Source organism: Streptococcus salivarius, from assembly GCF_009738225.1.
GTDB lineage: Bacteria > Bacillota > Bacilli > Lactobacillales > Streptococcaceae > Streptococcus.
On record NZ_CP018187.1, the window covers coordinates 1,879,633 to 1,893,966 of the forward strand.

A 14,334-nucleotide genomic window follows, 5' to 3' on the forward strand; every position below is an offset into this window, starting at 1 on the left:
AGCTTCTTTTTCAATCCAAGGTTTTAACACCGATACGATTTTTATACTCTTGATACGTTTCAGTGTGCATGAGAGCTTTGGCATTTTTGACCCGATCTGCTGTTGGTGGTTTGACCCCTTCCAAAGGATATGGAATACCGAGCTCACGCCATTTGAACTCACCCATTGTATGGTAGGGAAGGATTTCAAATTTATCAACATTTTTCAAGGTCTTTACAAACTCGCCGAGCTTAATCAAGTGTTCGTCAAAGTCTGTCAAACCAGGTACCAAGACATGGCGAATCCAGACTGGAACTTGTTTATCAGACAGATATTGAGCAAATTCCAAGATATTCTTATTAGGTTGACGGGTCACAAACTTGTGTTGTTCAGGATCAATCTCTTTGATATCCAGTAGAACCAAGTCAGTTACAGCCAAAAGTTTGTCAACAACTTCATGATACTCAGGAGTATTGCGGTAAGCAAACCCACAAGTATCAAGCGTACAGTGAATTCCTAGCTTCTTAGCCTCTGTAAAGAGGGCAGTGACAAAATCAATCTGAAGCATGGCCTCACCACCTGATACAGTGATACCACCATGCTCACCCCAGAAATGACGGAAACGAAGAGCCTCATCTAAGACATCTTCAACCGTACGTTCAACAGCCTTATTTGACTCCATAGCCCAAGTATCTGGATTATGACAATATTGGCAACGCATCTTACAGCCTTGCATGAAAACAATAAAACGGATACCCGGACCATCTACGGATCCAAAACTTTCGGTTGAATGAACAAGTCCAGTCACCTGACTGTAATCAATTTCTGCCATGGCAGCCTCCTTGTAAACGCTTTTTACATGTTTTTATTATACCTCTTTTATCAGAAACATGCTCCATATCTGCCTGAATTCAAGCAAAGGTTATACTATAATACATCTAAAATTAAATGATATCTATACTATACCAGAAGAAAAACAAAAAAACTGGAAAAATCCAGTCTTTTATCATCTATATTATTAGGCACGTTTCTTAAGCCCTAAAAAGGCTGCAGCAGCAAGAAAGAATGTTCCTGCCAATGTCAAGATTACTGTTGATGCTTCACCAGTCTTAGGAAGTGTAACTTCCTTACCTTTAGCATCTTTACCAGTCAATGTACCGTCAGCATTCACTTTGAATCCTACTGCTTCAGGAGCGACAACACTTGTTGTACCATCAGTGTTAGCGATGACAATTTGGCTGTTTTGTGTAGACACAATTGTTTGACCAGCTGCAGTGACAACTGGAGCTGTTGGTGTTACAGTAACAACAGGTTGTCCATTAACGTTCACTGCTGGAGTTTCAGGGGTTTGAGGTGCTTCACTTGTCCCTTTATCAGTTGGTGAGGCCGGTTCTTCTGGCTTATCGGATGGTTTCTCAGTTGGTTTATCAGCTGGTGTTGTAGATGAATCAGCTGTTGGAGCCGGTGTCGCAGGTGTTTCTGGAGTTGCTGGTGTTGTTGGTTCAGCTGGTACTTCAGGAGCTATAGGTGTTGTTGGCGTTGCCGCACCTGTGTTTGAATCATTGCTACGAGCCAAGTCACCATCACTTGGGGCTGTTGAAGGACCTGTTGCTGCACGATCTGTCGTTGGTTGTGTAAGAACAGCATCATTTGTCGCAATACCGTCGTCCGCAAAAGAAGTTACTGGTACAAAAGCTCCTAGGGTAAGGGTGAGTAAAAGCAAGCTACTATATATAGATTTTTTAGAAGCCATTAAGATTCTCCTTTTTTCATTTATCAGTCAATTTATATTCTACCATAAAAAAGTAATAAAAGACTGTTTTAATTAAAATCTTATTTATTTTTATTCTAAATCTATCAATACGCTAAAATATGTTAGAGCATCTCCAAAATTATAGTTCTTTTTCTGACAAAGTCTAGCAGTTTGGATAGGTAAAAAAGGCTTTATAACGTGCTTTATAGACATTTTCTAATCTTATTATTTTGATAAGCGGATATTCCAAGATAGATAAGAAAAAGCACTTTCACTCATAATGAGAGCAAGTGCCTAATTAGTAGATAGTCGCTTTTAAGTTTCAATATTTTCTAATAAAAACATGTAGAAAACTATTCTTCTGCCTCTTCTGGAGCTGCCGTGATGATTACCTTAAGTTTGGTTACGCGACCATCCTTAACCTTATCATTGATAAATTCGAGGTGTTTGTCCTTGTTGATAACTGCATAGTGTTCCTTAACTTCTTGAGTTGGGATGGCCCCCACACCAGTCAAATAATAACCTGCGATAGTATCAACGTCATCACTCTCAAGTTCTGTATCAAAATGTTCATTGAAGTCATTAAGAGTCATAGCTCCTTCGACAATATAAGTATTCTCACCAATTTCACGAACTTCCACACTAGTTTTATCTGTTTCGTCGTCAATCTCACCAACGATTTCTTCCAAAAGGTCCTCGAAGGTAACAAGACCAGCAACACCGCCGTATTCATCAAGCAAGATAGCCATCTGATTATTGGTGTTACGAAAGGCCGCCAAGAGATCATCTACGAAGATAGTCTCTGGAACAAAGAGAGGTTCGTTCATGATTCGACGAAGTTTGATATTTTCAAAACCAAGTTCAAAACCTGCTTTTAGAAGGTTTTTAGTATGAATGACACCGATAATCTTATCCTTGTCATCTTCGTAAACAGGGATACGTGAGAAACTTTCCTTGAGAATAGCTTGGATATTTTCTTGAGTATTGTCTTCGATATCAATCATGAAAGCATCGGTACGAGGAACCATAACCTCACGTGCCATCAATTCATCAAGAGAGAAAATCCCCTGGAGCATTTCAATTTCTTCAGCCTCAAGTGTATCTTCACTCTTGGCCAACATGTACTCAATCTCATCCCGAGTCATCTGCTCATCCGCATCATCAAAGGTCATAGGCGTCAAATGAGACACAAGATTTGTCGATGCTGAAAGAATCCAAACAAAGGGACTAACAATCTTACCAGTAACAATAATAACTGGTGCTGAGTAAATGGCTAGATTTTCCTTGAGGTTCATAGCAATACGTTTAGGATAGAGTTCCCCAAAAACAATCGAGATATAGGTCAAGACAACCAATGAAATCATGCTACCTGCTGTCTTAGCCCAAGCCGCATGACCAAACCAAGTCGCTATTACTGCACCTAGTGAAGCGGAGAGACTAGCCCCTTGTAAGAGACTGATAAAGGTAATACCAACTTGAATGGTTGATAAGAAGTTATTTGGATTTTCAAGAACCTTGAGCAGGCGAATAAATTTCTTGTCGCCTTCTTCAGCCTTTTGTTCCACACGTGAACGGTTTAGTGATACTAAAGCCATCTCTGATGCTGAGAAAAAGGCCGTAAGCAAGGTTAATATTAGTAATAAAATAGATTGAAATAATAAGGACTGACCACTGGAGTCTTCCATTTTTTCTTCTCCTCTAAAAAAATTCTGACTTCCATTATATCACAATTTCCCAATATAGGTTCCTATTTTATGCTATAATTAGAGTAATTTATCATCGAAGGAGAGACTTATGTCACTTATACGCTTAGAAAATGTCAGCTTGGCCCGCCAAGGAAAAACACTTTTGTCTGGCCTTAACTGGACAGTTGAAAAAGGTCAAACTTGGGCTATCCTGGGACTTAACGGTGCTGGAAAATCAACTCTCTTACGTTTGTTGACAGCTGAATTCTTCCCTTCTGAGGGAAAGGCTGAGATACTAGGCTACACCTTTGGGAATGGAGACATCACAGGTCTTCGTCAACATATCGGTATCGTCAGCTCCTTCATCACTGAGCGTCTTCCTCAACATATGACAGCTGAAAAAATCGTCCTTACTGGTAAATACAAGAGCTCAATCCTCTACAAGGCATATGGGGATAAGGAGTTGCAAGAAGCCAAGGACATGCTAACCTCACTTGGCGCTGGAGATTTGATAGGTCGTAAATACCATGGCCTGTCTCAAGGAGAAAAACAAATTTGTTTGATTGCTCGCAGTCTCATGGAAGATCCTGACATCATTATTCTTGACGAAGCGACTGTTGGCTTGGACCTATTTGCCCGCGAAAAACTCTTACGTCAGATTGACCGTATCACCTCGCTTCCACATGCTCCATTGGTTCTTTACGTCACCCACCACGCTGAAGAGATTACTGAAAAAATGGACCACATTCTCCTACTCCGTCAGGGAAGAATCGTGGCACAAGGACCAAAAAACGATATTATCACACCGGAAGTTCTAGCTGACTTCTACCAAAATCCTGTTCAAATTATCCCAATTGATGACCATCGTTTTTACATTAACCCTCTTCTATAAAAATCGCTCAAAGAAACAAGTCCCCCAGATAATGTCTAGGGGACTTGTTCTTTTATCACTACTCCTCTTTTATTTTCGATACGCCGTACAAAATTAAGGCTGGAACGATGAGCTGTTCTATAGAACCATATGAAACAATGAATAGCCCAGCAACTACATATAGACGGTTTTTGTTAGCGGTGCTTATAGCTCTTGGAAGCATCATAGTAGGAATAATAATTAATGGAGTCATCATAATGAAGTACATAAACCAACCAATACCTGCTAAGGGATTAGATTCGTCTATAGGATAGTAAATGACAGAAGTTAAATTAACAACTAAATCCCTAAGTGCTAAAATAAAAGCGGTCCAAAGCCAAGGAGAATGAAGAATTTGATGATTGAGTTGTCTTTGGCTCTCCGCATAATCATAACTCTTACGCTCTTCAATGACTGGTTTGGTTTTTTTCTCCACCAGTAGATCATCTTCACTCAACTCAAACCCATACTTCTTCTGCCATTTTTCAACTAGTGTGGAAGCGTTGCCGTTTGTACGATAGACAAGATAGGATGATACTACTAGTAGAAAAAGAGAGACATCAGTAATGATATGGTCAACCAAGAAACCATAAACCAACTCAAGTAAACTAGTAACTATGATAAGGATTGAAGAAATTCTTAATTTCTTTTGAGTTGTTTCAGCTATTAATGTAAGGAACAAAAATATACTTGCACACTCTAGAACAGGATATAGTATGTAAAAAATACCACTAATATCTTTTGTAGAAATCTTTACGTAATGTGTAGCCCATACTACAGCTACCATCCCTAGTCCAAGAAGGGGTACAGAGGACTGCCAAGCTGACGAACTCTTAAGAGAGGCTAAGAGTGTTGGAAGCTCTGTCTTCCTAATCGTAATGACAAGCCAAATTAGGCACATAATAGTTAAAACTGGTGAAACTAACCAGGGCTTAAAAATGGAAGCCGGTATTATGAAATAGGTAACTAGCTGACAAATATGGAAGGCAAGCACAGCTAAGACGCCCTCAGCTTTACGCTTGTCCTTCAAAAGCCTAAAAACAAACCATACTAAAACGACTTGCTGTGGAAGTTGAGAACTTAGTACAGATACAGAATTGAGCGTTTCATACTCAAAATGCAAACCATAAGACCTAAGCATAGAAAGAGCTAACAATACTTCAAAAAAGATAAGTATATAATACCAAGTTTTTCTGGACATACAACTACCCCACCTTTCATTTAATCTTAGAGAAAACATCTTTCAATATCATTATACTCCTTTTTATGTAAGCGTTTTACCTTTACAGTAAAATATCTCCACTTTTCTTTACTTGATAACAAAACAGTCCTTTTTGACCGAATAGATTCTAGAATGAACCACATAGACAAATAATATTGTCCGTAAGTTAACCTTTTGATAACTTAGTAGGTGTTAAAGCAAAATATCTTTCAGATATAGAAAACGAGGTAAAAACATGACTAAAGTAATAGGTATTGGATTAATCGGTACAGCAGTAACAGTTATCACTTACAGTATTCTCGGCTTCCCAAAAATGGAGGTGTCCCTTTGGCCACTCTTTCCAGTCGCTCTTTTTGCTTTCTTTGCAATAGAAAATCTTATCAAAAAAGATTATAAATCTAGCCTCATGAGTACTTTGATTGGTTTAATGATTGCTAATGCAATCTATGACTTGCTCCCTATCTCAAACAGTATCCTGATTGTTGCAGGAATCCTAACATGCCTAGGACTAGGCTTTCTTTTTCCAAACCACGATAATGAGAAAGGAACAAATTAAAAAAACGAGGAATCCGTTTATGTAAAAACAGATTTCTCGTTATTTTTTCCACTTATAGTCTTACTATTAGCACTTATCTATTTTGAACGTCTGTGACGCCCTTTATAAACGAAGCTTGTCAAACCAAGTCCTACAAAAATCATACCTAGCATACCAACTTTAGAGTTTGTATCTCCTGTTTTTGGTAAATCGTGACTTGTCAATTTTCCATCGGCTTCCGATTTAATCCCTGCATTACGTGTTTGTGTAGAGGAATAAGTGACAGAATTCATGGAATGAATGTCTTTTGAAGGCACTAGACTAGTAGCAGGTGTTGTGCTAACAGCTGGAGCTTCACTTGTTGCTGGTGCTGTGCTAACTTCAGGTGTTTCACTAGTAGCAGGTGTTGTGCTAACAGCCGGAGCTTCACTTGTTGCTGGCGTTGTGCTGACCGCTGGCGCTTCACTTGTTGCTGGCGTTGTGCTAACAGCCGGAGCTTCACTAGTAGCTGGTGCTGTGCTAACTGCTGGAGTTTCACTAGTAGCTGGCGTTGTGCTAACAGCCGGAGCTTCGCTAGTAGCTGGCGTTGTGCTGACCGCTGGCGCTACGCTGGCCGATGGTGTAGCAGTATCTTTAGGTGTACCGTCTGCATTAAAGAAATCTGGCTGGTAACGCCAAAATTCGTAAAGATTCTTACCAGCTTTCACATCATCATAAGTAACTTCAAAATAACCAGGAGTCCCGTAGAGAGTAGTATCTGGTTGTCCCAATGCCCCTATAGAAAATGAAAAAAGCTGTTTTGACTCTCCTGGTTCAATATTGGGCTGATAGTAACTCCATAATCTACCATTATAATACTTTCTCACTGTGTAAGTTAAAGTTTTACCTGAAGTATTTAAGGATGAGACTGCTGGAGTCATACTATCCTTGAATGCCGATTCAGAATTATCTTTAAAATAAGTAAAACTGACCATAGGAATTCCATTTTTATCGACAACACCGCTGAAATAACCATCTTCACTAATTCCAGATTGAATAGTCATAGTTTTATCAGAGGAATTAAAATCCATATTAAACATGTGTTGACTATCTAAAGTATAACCTGGAATTACCTTAGCATTTACTTTAATGGAGCCATTTTTCGGAACAATAACAGTATCATAGGGGGCAATATCCTCAAATACCGGCACACCATATTTACTATCTCTGTCAAAGACTCGATAATGAACATGATATGTCATAGTATCACCATGATCCCATGCCGAACGAATTCCTTGATCAAAAGTTGATGGTTTTAAACTATTGTATTTATAACTATACCCAGAAGGTTTACTTAAACTTGGAGCCTCTATCATAGAAGACTTGTCTTTATAGTACGTATAAGTTAAAACATTAATTTCACCAACTCTATAGTTCGAAGGGTCATCAAATTTTAAATCAGCATATTTAATGATATCACCAGGCAAATATTTTTTTCCATCCGCAGAGGTGATTGTATAATAATAGCCGGCAATTTTTTCATCAGGAACAGTAAAAATTTGGTCTTTTGCTAAGCCGAAAGAGCCCCCACCAAAATCATTTTCTCTATCCGTTGACTCAACAAAACGTGTAGAAATATATTTAAAAGCTTTTTCATTTATTGGACTATCTGTATCAGTCTCACTCCAAATTGGCATAGTGGCTGTCTCTGAATTCTCACTCGTCGCTGGTGCTTCGCTATTTTCTGAAGTCGAGACTACTGCTGATGCTTCACTCGTCGCTGGTGTTGTGCTGACCACTGGTGCTTCACTTGTCTCAGGACTCGTGCTCACAGCTGGAGTTGTACTAACGTTTTCGCTAGTAGCAGTTATTATGCTTGGAGATTCACTCGTTTTTGGCGCCGTACTAGCAATTTCATCGGCATACACTTTTGAAGACGATTGACCGAATTGGGACTGTGCTACAGTCGCAACTGTAACAGCTGCAACCAAAACAATACCATATTTAGACAACTTATTAATAGACAAAATAAATCCTCCATAGGAACATTCTCATAAAATTTTTAGAAAAATGAATTTTTCGCTGAAATTATACCCCTAAAAAAACAAAAAGTCAATATTTTTTCTAAAAAATTGACTTTTTTGCTCATTTAGCTACAAGCTGTATACTCTAAACGCCTGCTTAAGCTCGACCTCGAGCCAGATTAATCATATCATAGGTTAACGTGTTGCTAGTTTCTTTGAGAGAGTAATCCTCCAAAGTATTGACTTCCTTACGAAGCTGCTTGGCATAACGGCTAGAGATAAGCTCAGCCTGCTCGTACTCGTTGATAACCTTACGTTCCAAATAGTAGCCTCGTAACATTTCATCGACATTGTCTGGATGAAGGTGGGTGATAACCCGCTCAACAAAGGCACCTGATTGAATTATTTCAGCCTCTTGAAGTCGATTGCGCTTCAAATAAGACAAGAGATCTGAATGATAAACACCTTCCAGATTACTCAAGGCTTCTAAAATCTGCTCCGTATTTGTTAAATAAAGTTCAGCCATATGGTCACGGTTTTCTTCCGTCAACCTAGGACCCCTCCTAGTTTCATCCTGATTAATACGAAACTTGAAAGTAAGAGCAAAGTGCAACAATCTACGAAGGCCACGCACAAAGACAGCTAGAGCGTAAGAAAGACTAGAGACAAAACCACGGTTAATACGACGCTCTAAGCTCTTGATATAACGTTGGTAGAGATTGTATTCGAGTTCTGAAATCTTACCCTTCTTGTAGGCATATTCCAGACCCTCACTCTCAATTTCCATAATCATGACTCGGATATTGGCCAACTCTTCTTTGACATCATTTGATTCCTGCTCCAAGATTAAATCTTCCAAGCGTTGATTGTAGTTGTCAATAGTAGCATAGACAGCTCCTTGATTAGTTGACTGTTTTAGATCTTTTTCCAACTCGCCGACCACATCATTAAGAATGGCAATCTGCATATAATGGTTGGTTGTGTGCGCTGGTCCAGTGGCTAGCTTAGGTAAGACTAAGATACCTGTTAAGAAACTTAATAAAGTGACACCCGCTACCGTAAAGAGCAAGAGACTATGTTCCAAAGCCGTCATATTGGCAACCGGAAGCAAAAGGATGGTTGCAATTGAGACCGTTCCTTTGACACCAGAAAAGGTTAAAAGAGTTGCACCCTTCCAGATTTTTTTCAGTGATCGTTTGGCCCTCCAAGCTCTTTGGGCAAATACCGCACTAATCATAACAAAACGAATGCCAAACATGGTCGCTGTTAAAAGGACGATAGCAAGAAGCATCCAGAGATTATCATAGGTAGTGCTACGCAGTACTGGGGCTGCTAGGGTTGGAAGTTCTGTCCCCAAGAGGAAAAAGACCATGCCATTAAGCATGAAGGTAATGGTTCCCCAAATCGTATGAGAAACACTATCCAACTTGGCATCAAAAACGGTAATTTTTTTAAAGCGACTGGCAAGTGAAATCCCTGCTACGACAACAGCAATAATTCCGGAAGCATGAATTTCCTCGGCTACAAAGTAAGAGGAAATCGGTAGTACCAACTCTAGTAAGAGAGCACCTGTGACATCTGCGGCATCCATATTATCCAAAATGGTCAAAAAGAGACGATTAAATAAGGCTGTAATCAAGCCAACCAAAAAACCACCAAGCACAGAAATAACCAAATTCCAGCTCGCATCAAGGAGGGAGAAAGCACCCGTTGTCAAAGCGGTAACCGCCACCTGAAAGGCAACCAAGCCAGAGGCATCGTTTAGAAGTCCTTCACCCTGCAAAATATAGCTAATCCACTTTGGAAAACTGAAGCGTTTAGAAATAGCTGAATAGGCCACCAAATCCGTTGGCCCAAGGGCTGCCCCAATGGCTAGGCAGGCAGACAAAGGCACTGAGGCAGGCAAGACAGCCTTAGCAAGATAACCGATTCCCAGCGTAGACACGAAGATGACTGGAAAAATCAAAAATAGAATGAGTTTCCAGTTACGTAAAATACTGGTAATATCACTTTCTTCACCCTCACGAAACAGCAAGGGAGCAATAATGAAAGCTAGAAAAAGTTCCGTTTCAAGCTCGAAAGCACGTCCCTTAAAAAGAAAACCGATACCCACTCCAAAAATAATTTGAATCAAGGGTAAGGGAAGACGTGGAAAAACACGATTGATAACGTTCGATAAAATCAAGCTAAAAAGAAGAACAAGCAAAGCTAACGATAGATGCATAGCTCCTCCTACCCTTCCTTATGACAACAGTTTGAGAATAGTTCTTTTTGCTTACTAATTTTTTTATCAATGGCAGTGACATCTTCCTTGGCCAAAAGTTTATGGCAACGCTCGACCTCAAGACTAGCTAACTTTTTCTTAATTTTAGCCGTTTTACGATTATCAACCTTTTTCAAAGTACCCTCGGCACTCTGCTTATCAATATATTTTGCCTGCATATCTGCAAGTTTTTCTTTAATATCTGTAATCATTGTAATTTCTCCAACATCACCAAAAATGGTGGGGTATTAATTTGATTAAGGGGTTGGTAAAGCATAGCTGTGAAAACACGCTGGTCCAAACCGATAACGTACTCAAGCACAGCATCCTTCTCCATATCACCACCATCATGACCGTAGTAAATCATAATAGCCAAGCGCCCACCAACCTCTAAGCGGTCAAGGATTTTCTCAATGGCCTCAAGAGTCGTATGGGGCTTAGTGATGACACTTTTGTCTGCAGATGGCAAGTAGCCCAGATTGAAAATAGCTGCTCGAATAGGTTCCGTGACATAATGGTCCAGATTTTCGTGACCATCTAAAATGAGTTCCGCATTTTCAATTCCCAGGTCTGACAAGCGTTGACTGGTCTTTTCAAGCGCCTGCTCCTGCACGTCAAAGGCATAGACCTTCTTGGCAAGGCCAGCCAGAAAGGCTGTATCATTGCCGTTTCCCATGGTCGCATCGATAGCTACACTCTCATCATCCAGCACTTCTGCTAAAAAGTCATGAGATAGATGAATGGGGCGTTTAATCATGCTTTTTCCTCCTTCTCGCTAGCTACTTTGCACCCTTGCCATGAGTCACGACGTTCCATCTCTTTGTCAATGGCATTAAGGACTTCCCACTTGTTGAGACTCCACATAGGACCAATCAACATATCTCGCGGCGCATCACCAGTAATCCGATGAATGACGATATCCTTAGGGATGATTTCCAACTGGTCACAGATGATTGACACATACTCTTCCTGACTCAGCAATTTAAGACGCCCCTCGTGGTAATCTCTTTGCATACGGGTATTGGTCATCAGGTGGAGGAGGTGGAGTTTGATTCCCTGAATGTCATTGTCCGTCACACAACGGCGAACATTTTCCACCATCATCTCGTGGGTTTCCCCTGGCAGCCCATTAATCAGATGCGATACAATCTCAGCCTTTGGCGCACGCTCACGCACACGCTTAACCGTCTCCACATAGAGTTCATAGCTGTGTGCCCGGTTTATGAGCTCTGACGTTTCTTCATAAGTCGTTTGCAAGCCAAGTTCGACGGTCACATGCATACGTTCTGTGAGTTCTGCCAGATAATCAATCACATCATCTGGCAAACAGTCTGGACGGGTACCGATATTGATGCCAACAACACCAGGCTCATTGATTGCCTGTTCGTAGCGGTCCTTGATAACCTCAAGCGGCGCGTGGGTATTGGTAAAGTTTTGAAAATAAACTAGGTATTTTTGAACTTCTGGCCACTTGCGGTGCATAAAGTCAATCTCATGGTAAAACTGCTCACGAATCGGCGCCTCAGGAGCTACAATAGCATCCCCAGACCCCGATACCGTACAAAAGGTACAGCCACCATGAGCCACTGTTCCATCACGGTTGGGACAATCAAAGCCCGCATCTATAGGAAGTTTGAAAATCTTTTCGCCAAAAATCTCACGATAGTAATCATTGACTGTTCTATAACGTTTTTTCATAAAGACTATTATAACACTTTGACCTTAAAAAGAGAGTAAGACTAGGACAAAAATCATGGATTTCTGCCTGTCCTACTCTCTCTTCTTACTTAGTCTTTTTCAAATAATCAATGGCTTCTTGAGCTGTTTTAACAGGGACGATTTTCATCTTGGTCCCCAGTTTCTTGGCAGCTTCCTTGGCCTCTTGATAGTTAGTCTTGGCATCCGGATCAGCCTTTTTCATTTCCTTAGTTACTGGATTATTTGGCACGAAGAAAATATCTGCGCCACTATCAGCCGCTGATTTCACCTTGAGGTAGGCCCCACCGATATCACCGACAGCCCCATCCTTTTCAATAGTGCCTGTTCCAGCAATTTTACGGCCAGCCTTGAGGTCTTGACCAGACACCTGATCGTAAATAGCCAAAGTAAACATAAGCCCCGCACTTGGTCCACCAACACCATCAAGTTTAAACTTCACGTTTTCAGGACTCTTGACCTCAGTATGATCCGTCAAACCAATACCGATACCATTTTTACCATTAGCAATCTTAATGATCTTACCAGTGGCAGTCTTTTCTTTGTCCTCTGTCGTATAAGTGACCTTGACTTTTGAACCCAACTTAAGTCCTTGGACGTATTTAATCAAGTCAGTAGAATTATCAAAGGTCTTGCCATTGACAGCTGTCACCGTATCCGCAATATTAAGGACACCCTTGAAACTAGAATCATCAGCCACCTGAAGCACATAAACACCCATATACTCCAAGCTAGCCTCCTTACCAGCCAGAGTCAAGCCCTGATAAATCGCCTGGTTTTGTGAAGTCTCCATGTAAAACTGGTTGATACGCATGAAATCTTCGTCAGAGTAATTTCCAGTCGCCTCTTCAGCTGTTTGAAGCTTTGCAAAATCATTAAGCTGAGCATAGAGCATAAGGGCCAAAGTTGCCTTGGTTTGAGCCACCGCCACAAAATTGTAGGATCCTTTTGAATCATCAGCTTTCTTATCTACAGTCAAAACTTCCTTAGTATCAAAAGCCCCACCCGGAAGCTCAACATAATAATTATTTAGCGGGAAAAAGAGGGAAAAGAGGAGGAAAAGTACCGTAAAAATACTTAATAACCACCACTTAATCCGCCAAATTTTCCCTAATAGTGATTTAGATTCGTTCTTGTTTGCCACGCTTGGCCTCCACTTCCTTAACAACTGCTTGCGGAACATAAGAACTAATGTCCCCCTCAAAATAAATCAACTCACGCACACGACTCGATGACACTGGTGTCACCTCATGACTAGCAATCAAATAAACCGTTTCAAGCTCAGGCGCCAGCCCCTTATTGAAATAATCCATATTAGCCTCATAGTCAAAATCTGTCGCATTGCGAAGGCCTCTAACCAGATAAGTCACCCCAAGATCTCTGGCAACATCTACAGCCAGACTATCGTGAGCCGTTATAACCTTGACATTGGGAAAATCTGCTACAACCTCTTCCAAGATACGCTTGCGAGTCTCAATGTCCCAGAAGCCCTGCTTATTTTTATTATAAAATAGTCCAATATAGAGCTCATCAAAGAGCTTGCTGGCTCTGGCAATGATATCCACATGCCCATTGGTAATTGGATCAAAAGACCCCGTAAACATAGCAATCTTTGTCATAGCATTCCTTTCTACAACTTCCCTATCAAAGGCTAACGCACGTAAACGGTCACCTTACTGATACCATAGGTTTTCTGCTTCCAAATCCCAAAGTTTGAAATTTCTTCAGGCAAATCCACAGCCTTATCTGTCTCGCAAACCAACATAACCTCCTCAGCCAAGAGCCCTTGCTCCTCTAACTGAGTAATATTAGCCACAATCTGCTCTTTGGCATAAGGCGGATCTAAAAGCACCAAGTCAAATTGACCTGTCAATTGTGTCAATGCACGCGCCGCATCCATCTTCAAAAGCTGGAACTGCTTCTCACTCTTGGTCATCTTGATATTTTCCTGAATAACAGCCTGTGCCCGACGATCCTTTTCCACGAGGACAGCAGACGACATACCACGACTGATAGCCTCAATAGCCAGGCTACCGCTCCCAGAAAAAAGATCCAAAACACGCCCTCCATCAAAGAATGGACCAATCATATTGAAAATAGCACCTTTGACCTTGTCCGTTGTTGGACGAGTCGTTTTGCCTTCTAATGTTTTAAGCGGACGCCCGCCAAAATCACCTGCTACAACACGCAAGTTGGTCACCTCGTTTTTACTGTTTTTTAGTAAGACTTTTCTATTATAACAAAAAATTACACATAGATGTTGCCACA

14 protein-coding genes are annotated in these 14,334 nt (G+C 40.8%); 2 read left to right on the top strand and 12 right to left on the bottom strand.

Going from position 1 to position 14,334, the window contains the following annotated elements; genetic code table 11:
• Positions 1-10: 10 nt before the first annotated feature.
• The 3 genes from pflA to BSR19_RS08565 form a co-directional block, all read right to left on the bottom strand.
• Entirely contained in the window at positions 11-811 is an 801-nt protein-coding gene (pflA, locus tag BSR19_RS08555) for a pyruvate formate-lyase-activating protein (RefSeq protein ID WP_002891689.1), read from the bottom strand.
• Between the two features lie 186 nt (positions 812-997).
• Positions 998-1,732 carry an LPXTG cell wall anchor domain-containing protein gene (locus BSR19_RS08560; protein ID WP_049546022.1) on the bottom strand — a complete coding sequence of 245 codons (735 nt, stop codon included), beginning with the start codon at positions 1,730-1,732 and terminating at the stop codon, positions 998-1,000.
• A gap of 353 nt (positions 1,733-2,085) precedes the next feature.
• Entirely contained in the window at positions 2,086-3,417 is a 1,332-nt protein-coding gene (locus BSR19_RS08565) for a hemolysin family protein (RefSeq protein WP_037599138.1), read from the bottom strand.
• A 109-nt stretch (positions 3,418-3,526) separates the two neighbouring features.
• On the opposite strand from BSR19_RS08565, the gene BSR19_RS08570 reads away from it, so the two are divergent.
• Positions 3,527-4,309 (top strand): ABC transporter ATP-binding protein, encoded by a 783-nt coding sequence (locus BSR19_RS08570; protein ID WP_037599137.1) that lies wholly within the window; start codon positions 3,527-3,529, stop codon positions 4,307-4,309.
• Positions 4,310-4,367: 58 nt separating this feature from the next.
• On the opposite strand, the gene BSR19_RS08575 is transcribed toward BSR19_RS08570, so the two are convergent.
• Positions 4,368-5,528 carry a hypothetical protein gene (locus BSR19_RS08575; protein ID WP_156246989.1) on the bottom strand — a complete coding sequence of 387 codons (1,161 nt, stop codon included), beginning with the start codon at positions 5,526-5,528 and terminating at the stop codon, positions 4,368-4,370.
• Between the two features lie 256 nt (positions 5,529-5,784).
• Here BSR19_RS08575 and BSR19_RS08580 point away from each other — a divergent pair, with 256 nt between their 5' ends.
• A complete protein-coding gene (locus BSR19_RS08580; protein ID WP_070839168.1) occupies positions 5,785-6,105 on the top strand; it encodes a hypothetical protein in 321 nt (106 codons plus the stop codon).
• Positions 6,106-6,182: 77 nt separating this feature from the next.
• On the opposite strand, the gene BSR19_RS08585 is transcribed toward BSR19_RS08580, so the two are convergent.
• From BSR19_RS08585 to rsmD, 8 genes are all read right to left on the bottom strand, one after another.
• Complete coding sequence (locus BSR19_RS08585; protein WP_156246990.1) at positions 6,183-8,090, bottom strand: LPXTG cell wall anchor domain-containing protein; 1,908 nt, start codon at positions 8,088-8,090, stop codon at positions 6,183-6,185.
• Positions 8,091-8,244: 154 nt separating this feature from the next.
• The gene (locus BSR19_RS08590) at positions 8,245-10,311 is read right to left on the bottom strand and encodes a cation:proton antiporter (protein WP_156246991.1); all 2,067 of its coding nucleotides are present in this window, start codon (positions 10,309-10,311) and stop codon (positions 8,245-8,247) included.
• An 8-nt stretch (positions 10,312-10,319) separates the two neighbouring features.
• Positions 10,320-10,562 carry a hypothetical protein gene (locus BSR19_RS08595; protein WP_002891697.1) on the bottom strand — a complete coding sequence of 81 codons (243 nt, stop codon included), beginning with the start codon at positions 10,560-10,562 and terminating at the stop codon, positions 10,320-10,322.
• Entirely contained in the window at positions 10,559-11,107 is a 549-nt protein-coding gene (gene mnmM, locus BSR19_RS08600; protein WP_013991103.1) for a tRNA 5-(aminomethyl)-2-thiouridylate-methyltransferase MnmM, read from the bottom strand. The genes BSR19_RS08595 and mnmM overlap by 4 nt, the downstream gene beginning before the upstream one ends.
• A complete protein-coding gene (gene mnmL / locus BSR19_RS08605; protein WP_148512875.1) occupies positions 11,104-12,048 on the bottom strand; it encodes a tRNA modification radical SAM protein MnmL/YtqA in 945 nt (314 codons plus the stop codon). Before mnmL ends, mnmM begins: the two co-directional genes overlap by 4 nt.
• An 85-nt stretch (positions 12,049-12,133) precedes the next feature.
• Positions 12,134-13,210, bottom strand: coding sequence for a SepM family pheromone-processing serine protease (locus tag BSR19_RS08610; RefSeq protein ID WP_037598428.1), 1,077 nt, complete (start codon positions 13,208-13,210; stop codon positions 12,134-12,136).
• On the bottom strand, positions 13,188-13,685 hold the full coding sequence (gene coaD, locus BSR19_RS08615; protein WP_073949696.1) for a pantetheine-phosphate adenylyltransferase: 498 nt from the start codon (positions 13,683-13,685) through the stop codon (positions 13,188-13,190). Before coaD ends, BSR19_RS08610 begins: the two co-directional genes overlap by 23 nt.
• A 32-nt stretch (positions 13,686-13,717) precedes the next feature.
• Positions 13,718-14,266, bottom strand: coding sequence for a 16S rRNA (guanine(966)-N(2))-methyltransferase RsmD (rsmD, locus tag BSR19_RS08620; protein WP_148512873.1), 549 nt, complete (start codon positions 14,264-14,266; stop codon positions 13,718-13,720).
• Positions 14,267-14,334 lie beyond the last annotated feature (68 nt).

Coding starts and splice junctions, on each gene's coding strand:
- mnmM (WP_013991103.1), bottom strand. CDS start 11,107: ATGATTAAACGCCCCATTCATCTATCTCATGACTTTTTAGCAGAAGTG.
- BSR19_RS08590 (WP_156246991.1), bottom strand. CDS start 10,311: ATGCATCTATCGTTAGCTTTGCTTGTTCTTCTTTTTAGCTTGATTTTA.
- BSR19_RS08560 (WP_049546022.1), bottom strand. CDS start 1,732: ATGGCTTCTAAAAAATCTATATATAGTAGCTTGCTTTTACTCACCCTT.
- BSR19_RS08580 (WP_070839168.1), top strand. CDS start 5,785: ATGACTAAAGTAATAGGTATTGGATTAATCGGTACAGCAGTAACAGTT.
- BSR19_RS08595 (WP_002891697.1), bottom strand. CDS start 10,562: ATGATTACAGATATTAAAGAAAAACTTGCAGATATGCAGGCAAAATAT.
- coaD (WP_073949696.1), bottom strand. CDS start 13,685: ATGACAAAGATTGCTATGTTTACGGGGTCTTTTGATCCAATTACCAAT.
- BSR19_RS08565 (WP_037599138.1), bottom strand. CDS start 3,417: ATGGAAGACTCCAGTGGTCAGTCCTTATTATTTCAATCTATTTTATTA.
- mnmL (WP_148512875.1), bottom strand. CDS start 12,048: ATGAAAAAACGTTATAGAACAGTCAATGATTACTATCGTGAGATTTTT.
- pflA (WP_002891689.1), bottom strand. CDS start 811: ATGGCAGAAATTGATTACAGTCAGGTGACTGGACTTGTTCATTCAACC.
- BSR19_RS08570 (WP_037599137.1), top strand. CDS start 3,527: ATGTCACTTATACGCTTAGAAAATGTCAGCTTGGCCCGCCAAGGAAAA.
- BSR19_RS08575 (WP_156246989.1), bottom strand. CDS start 5,528: ATGTCCAGAAAAACTTGGTATTATATACTTATCTTTTTTGAAGTATTG.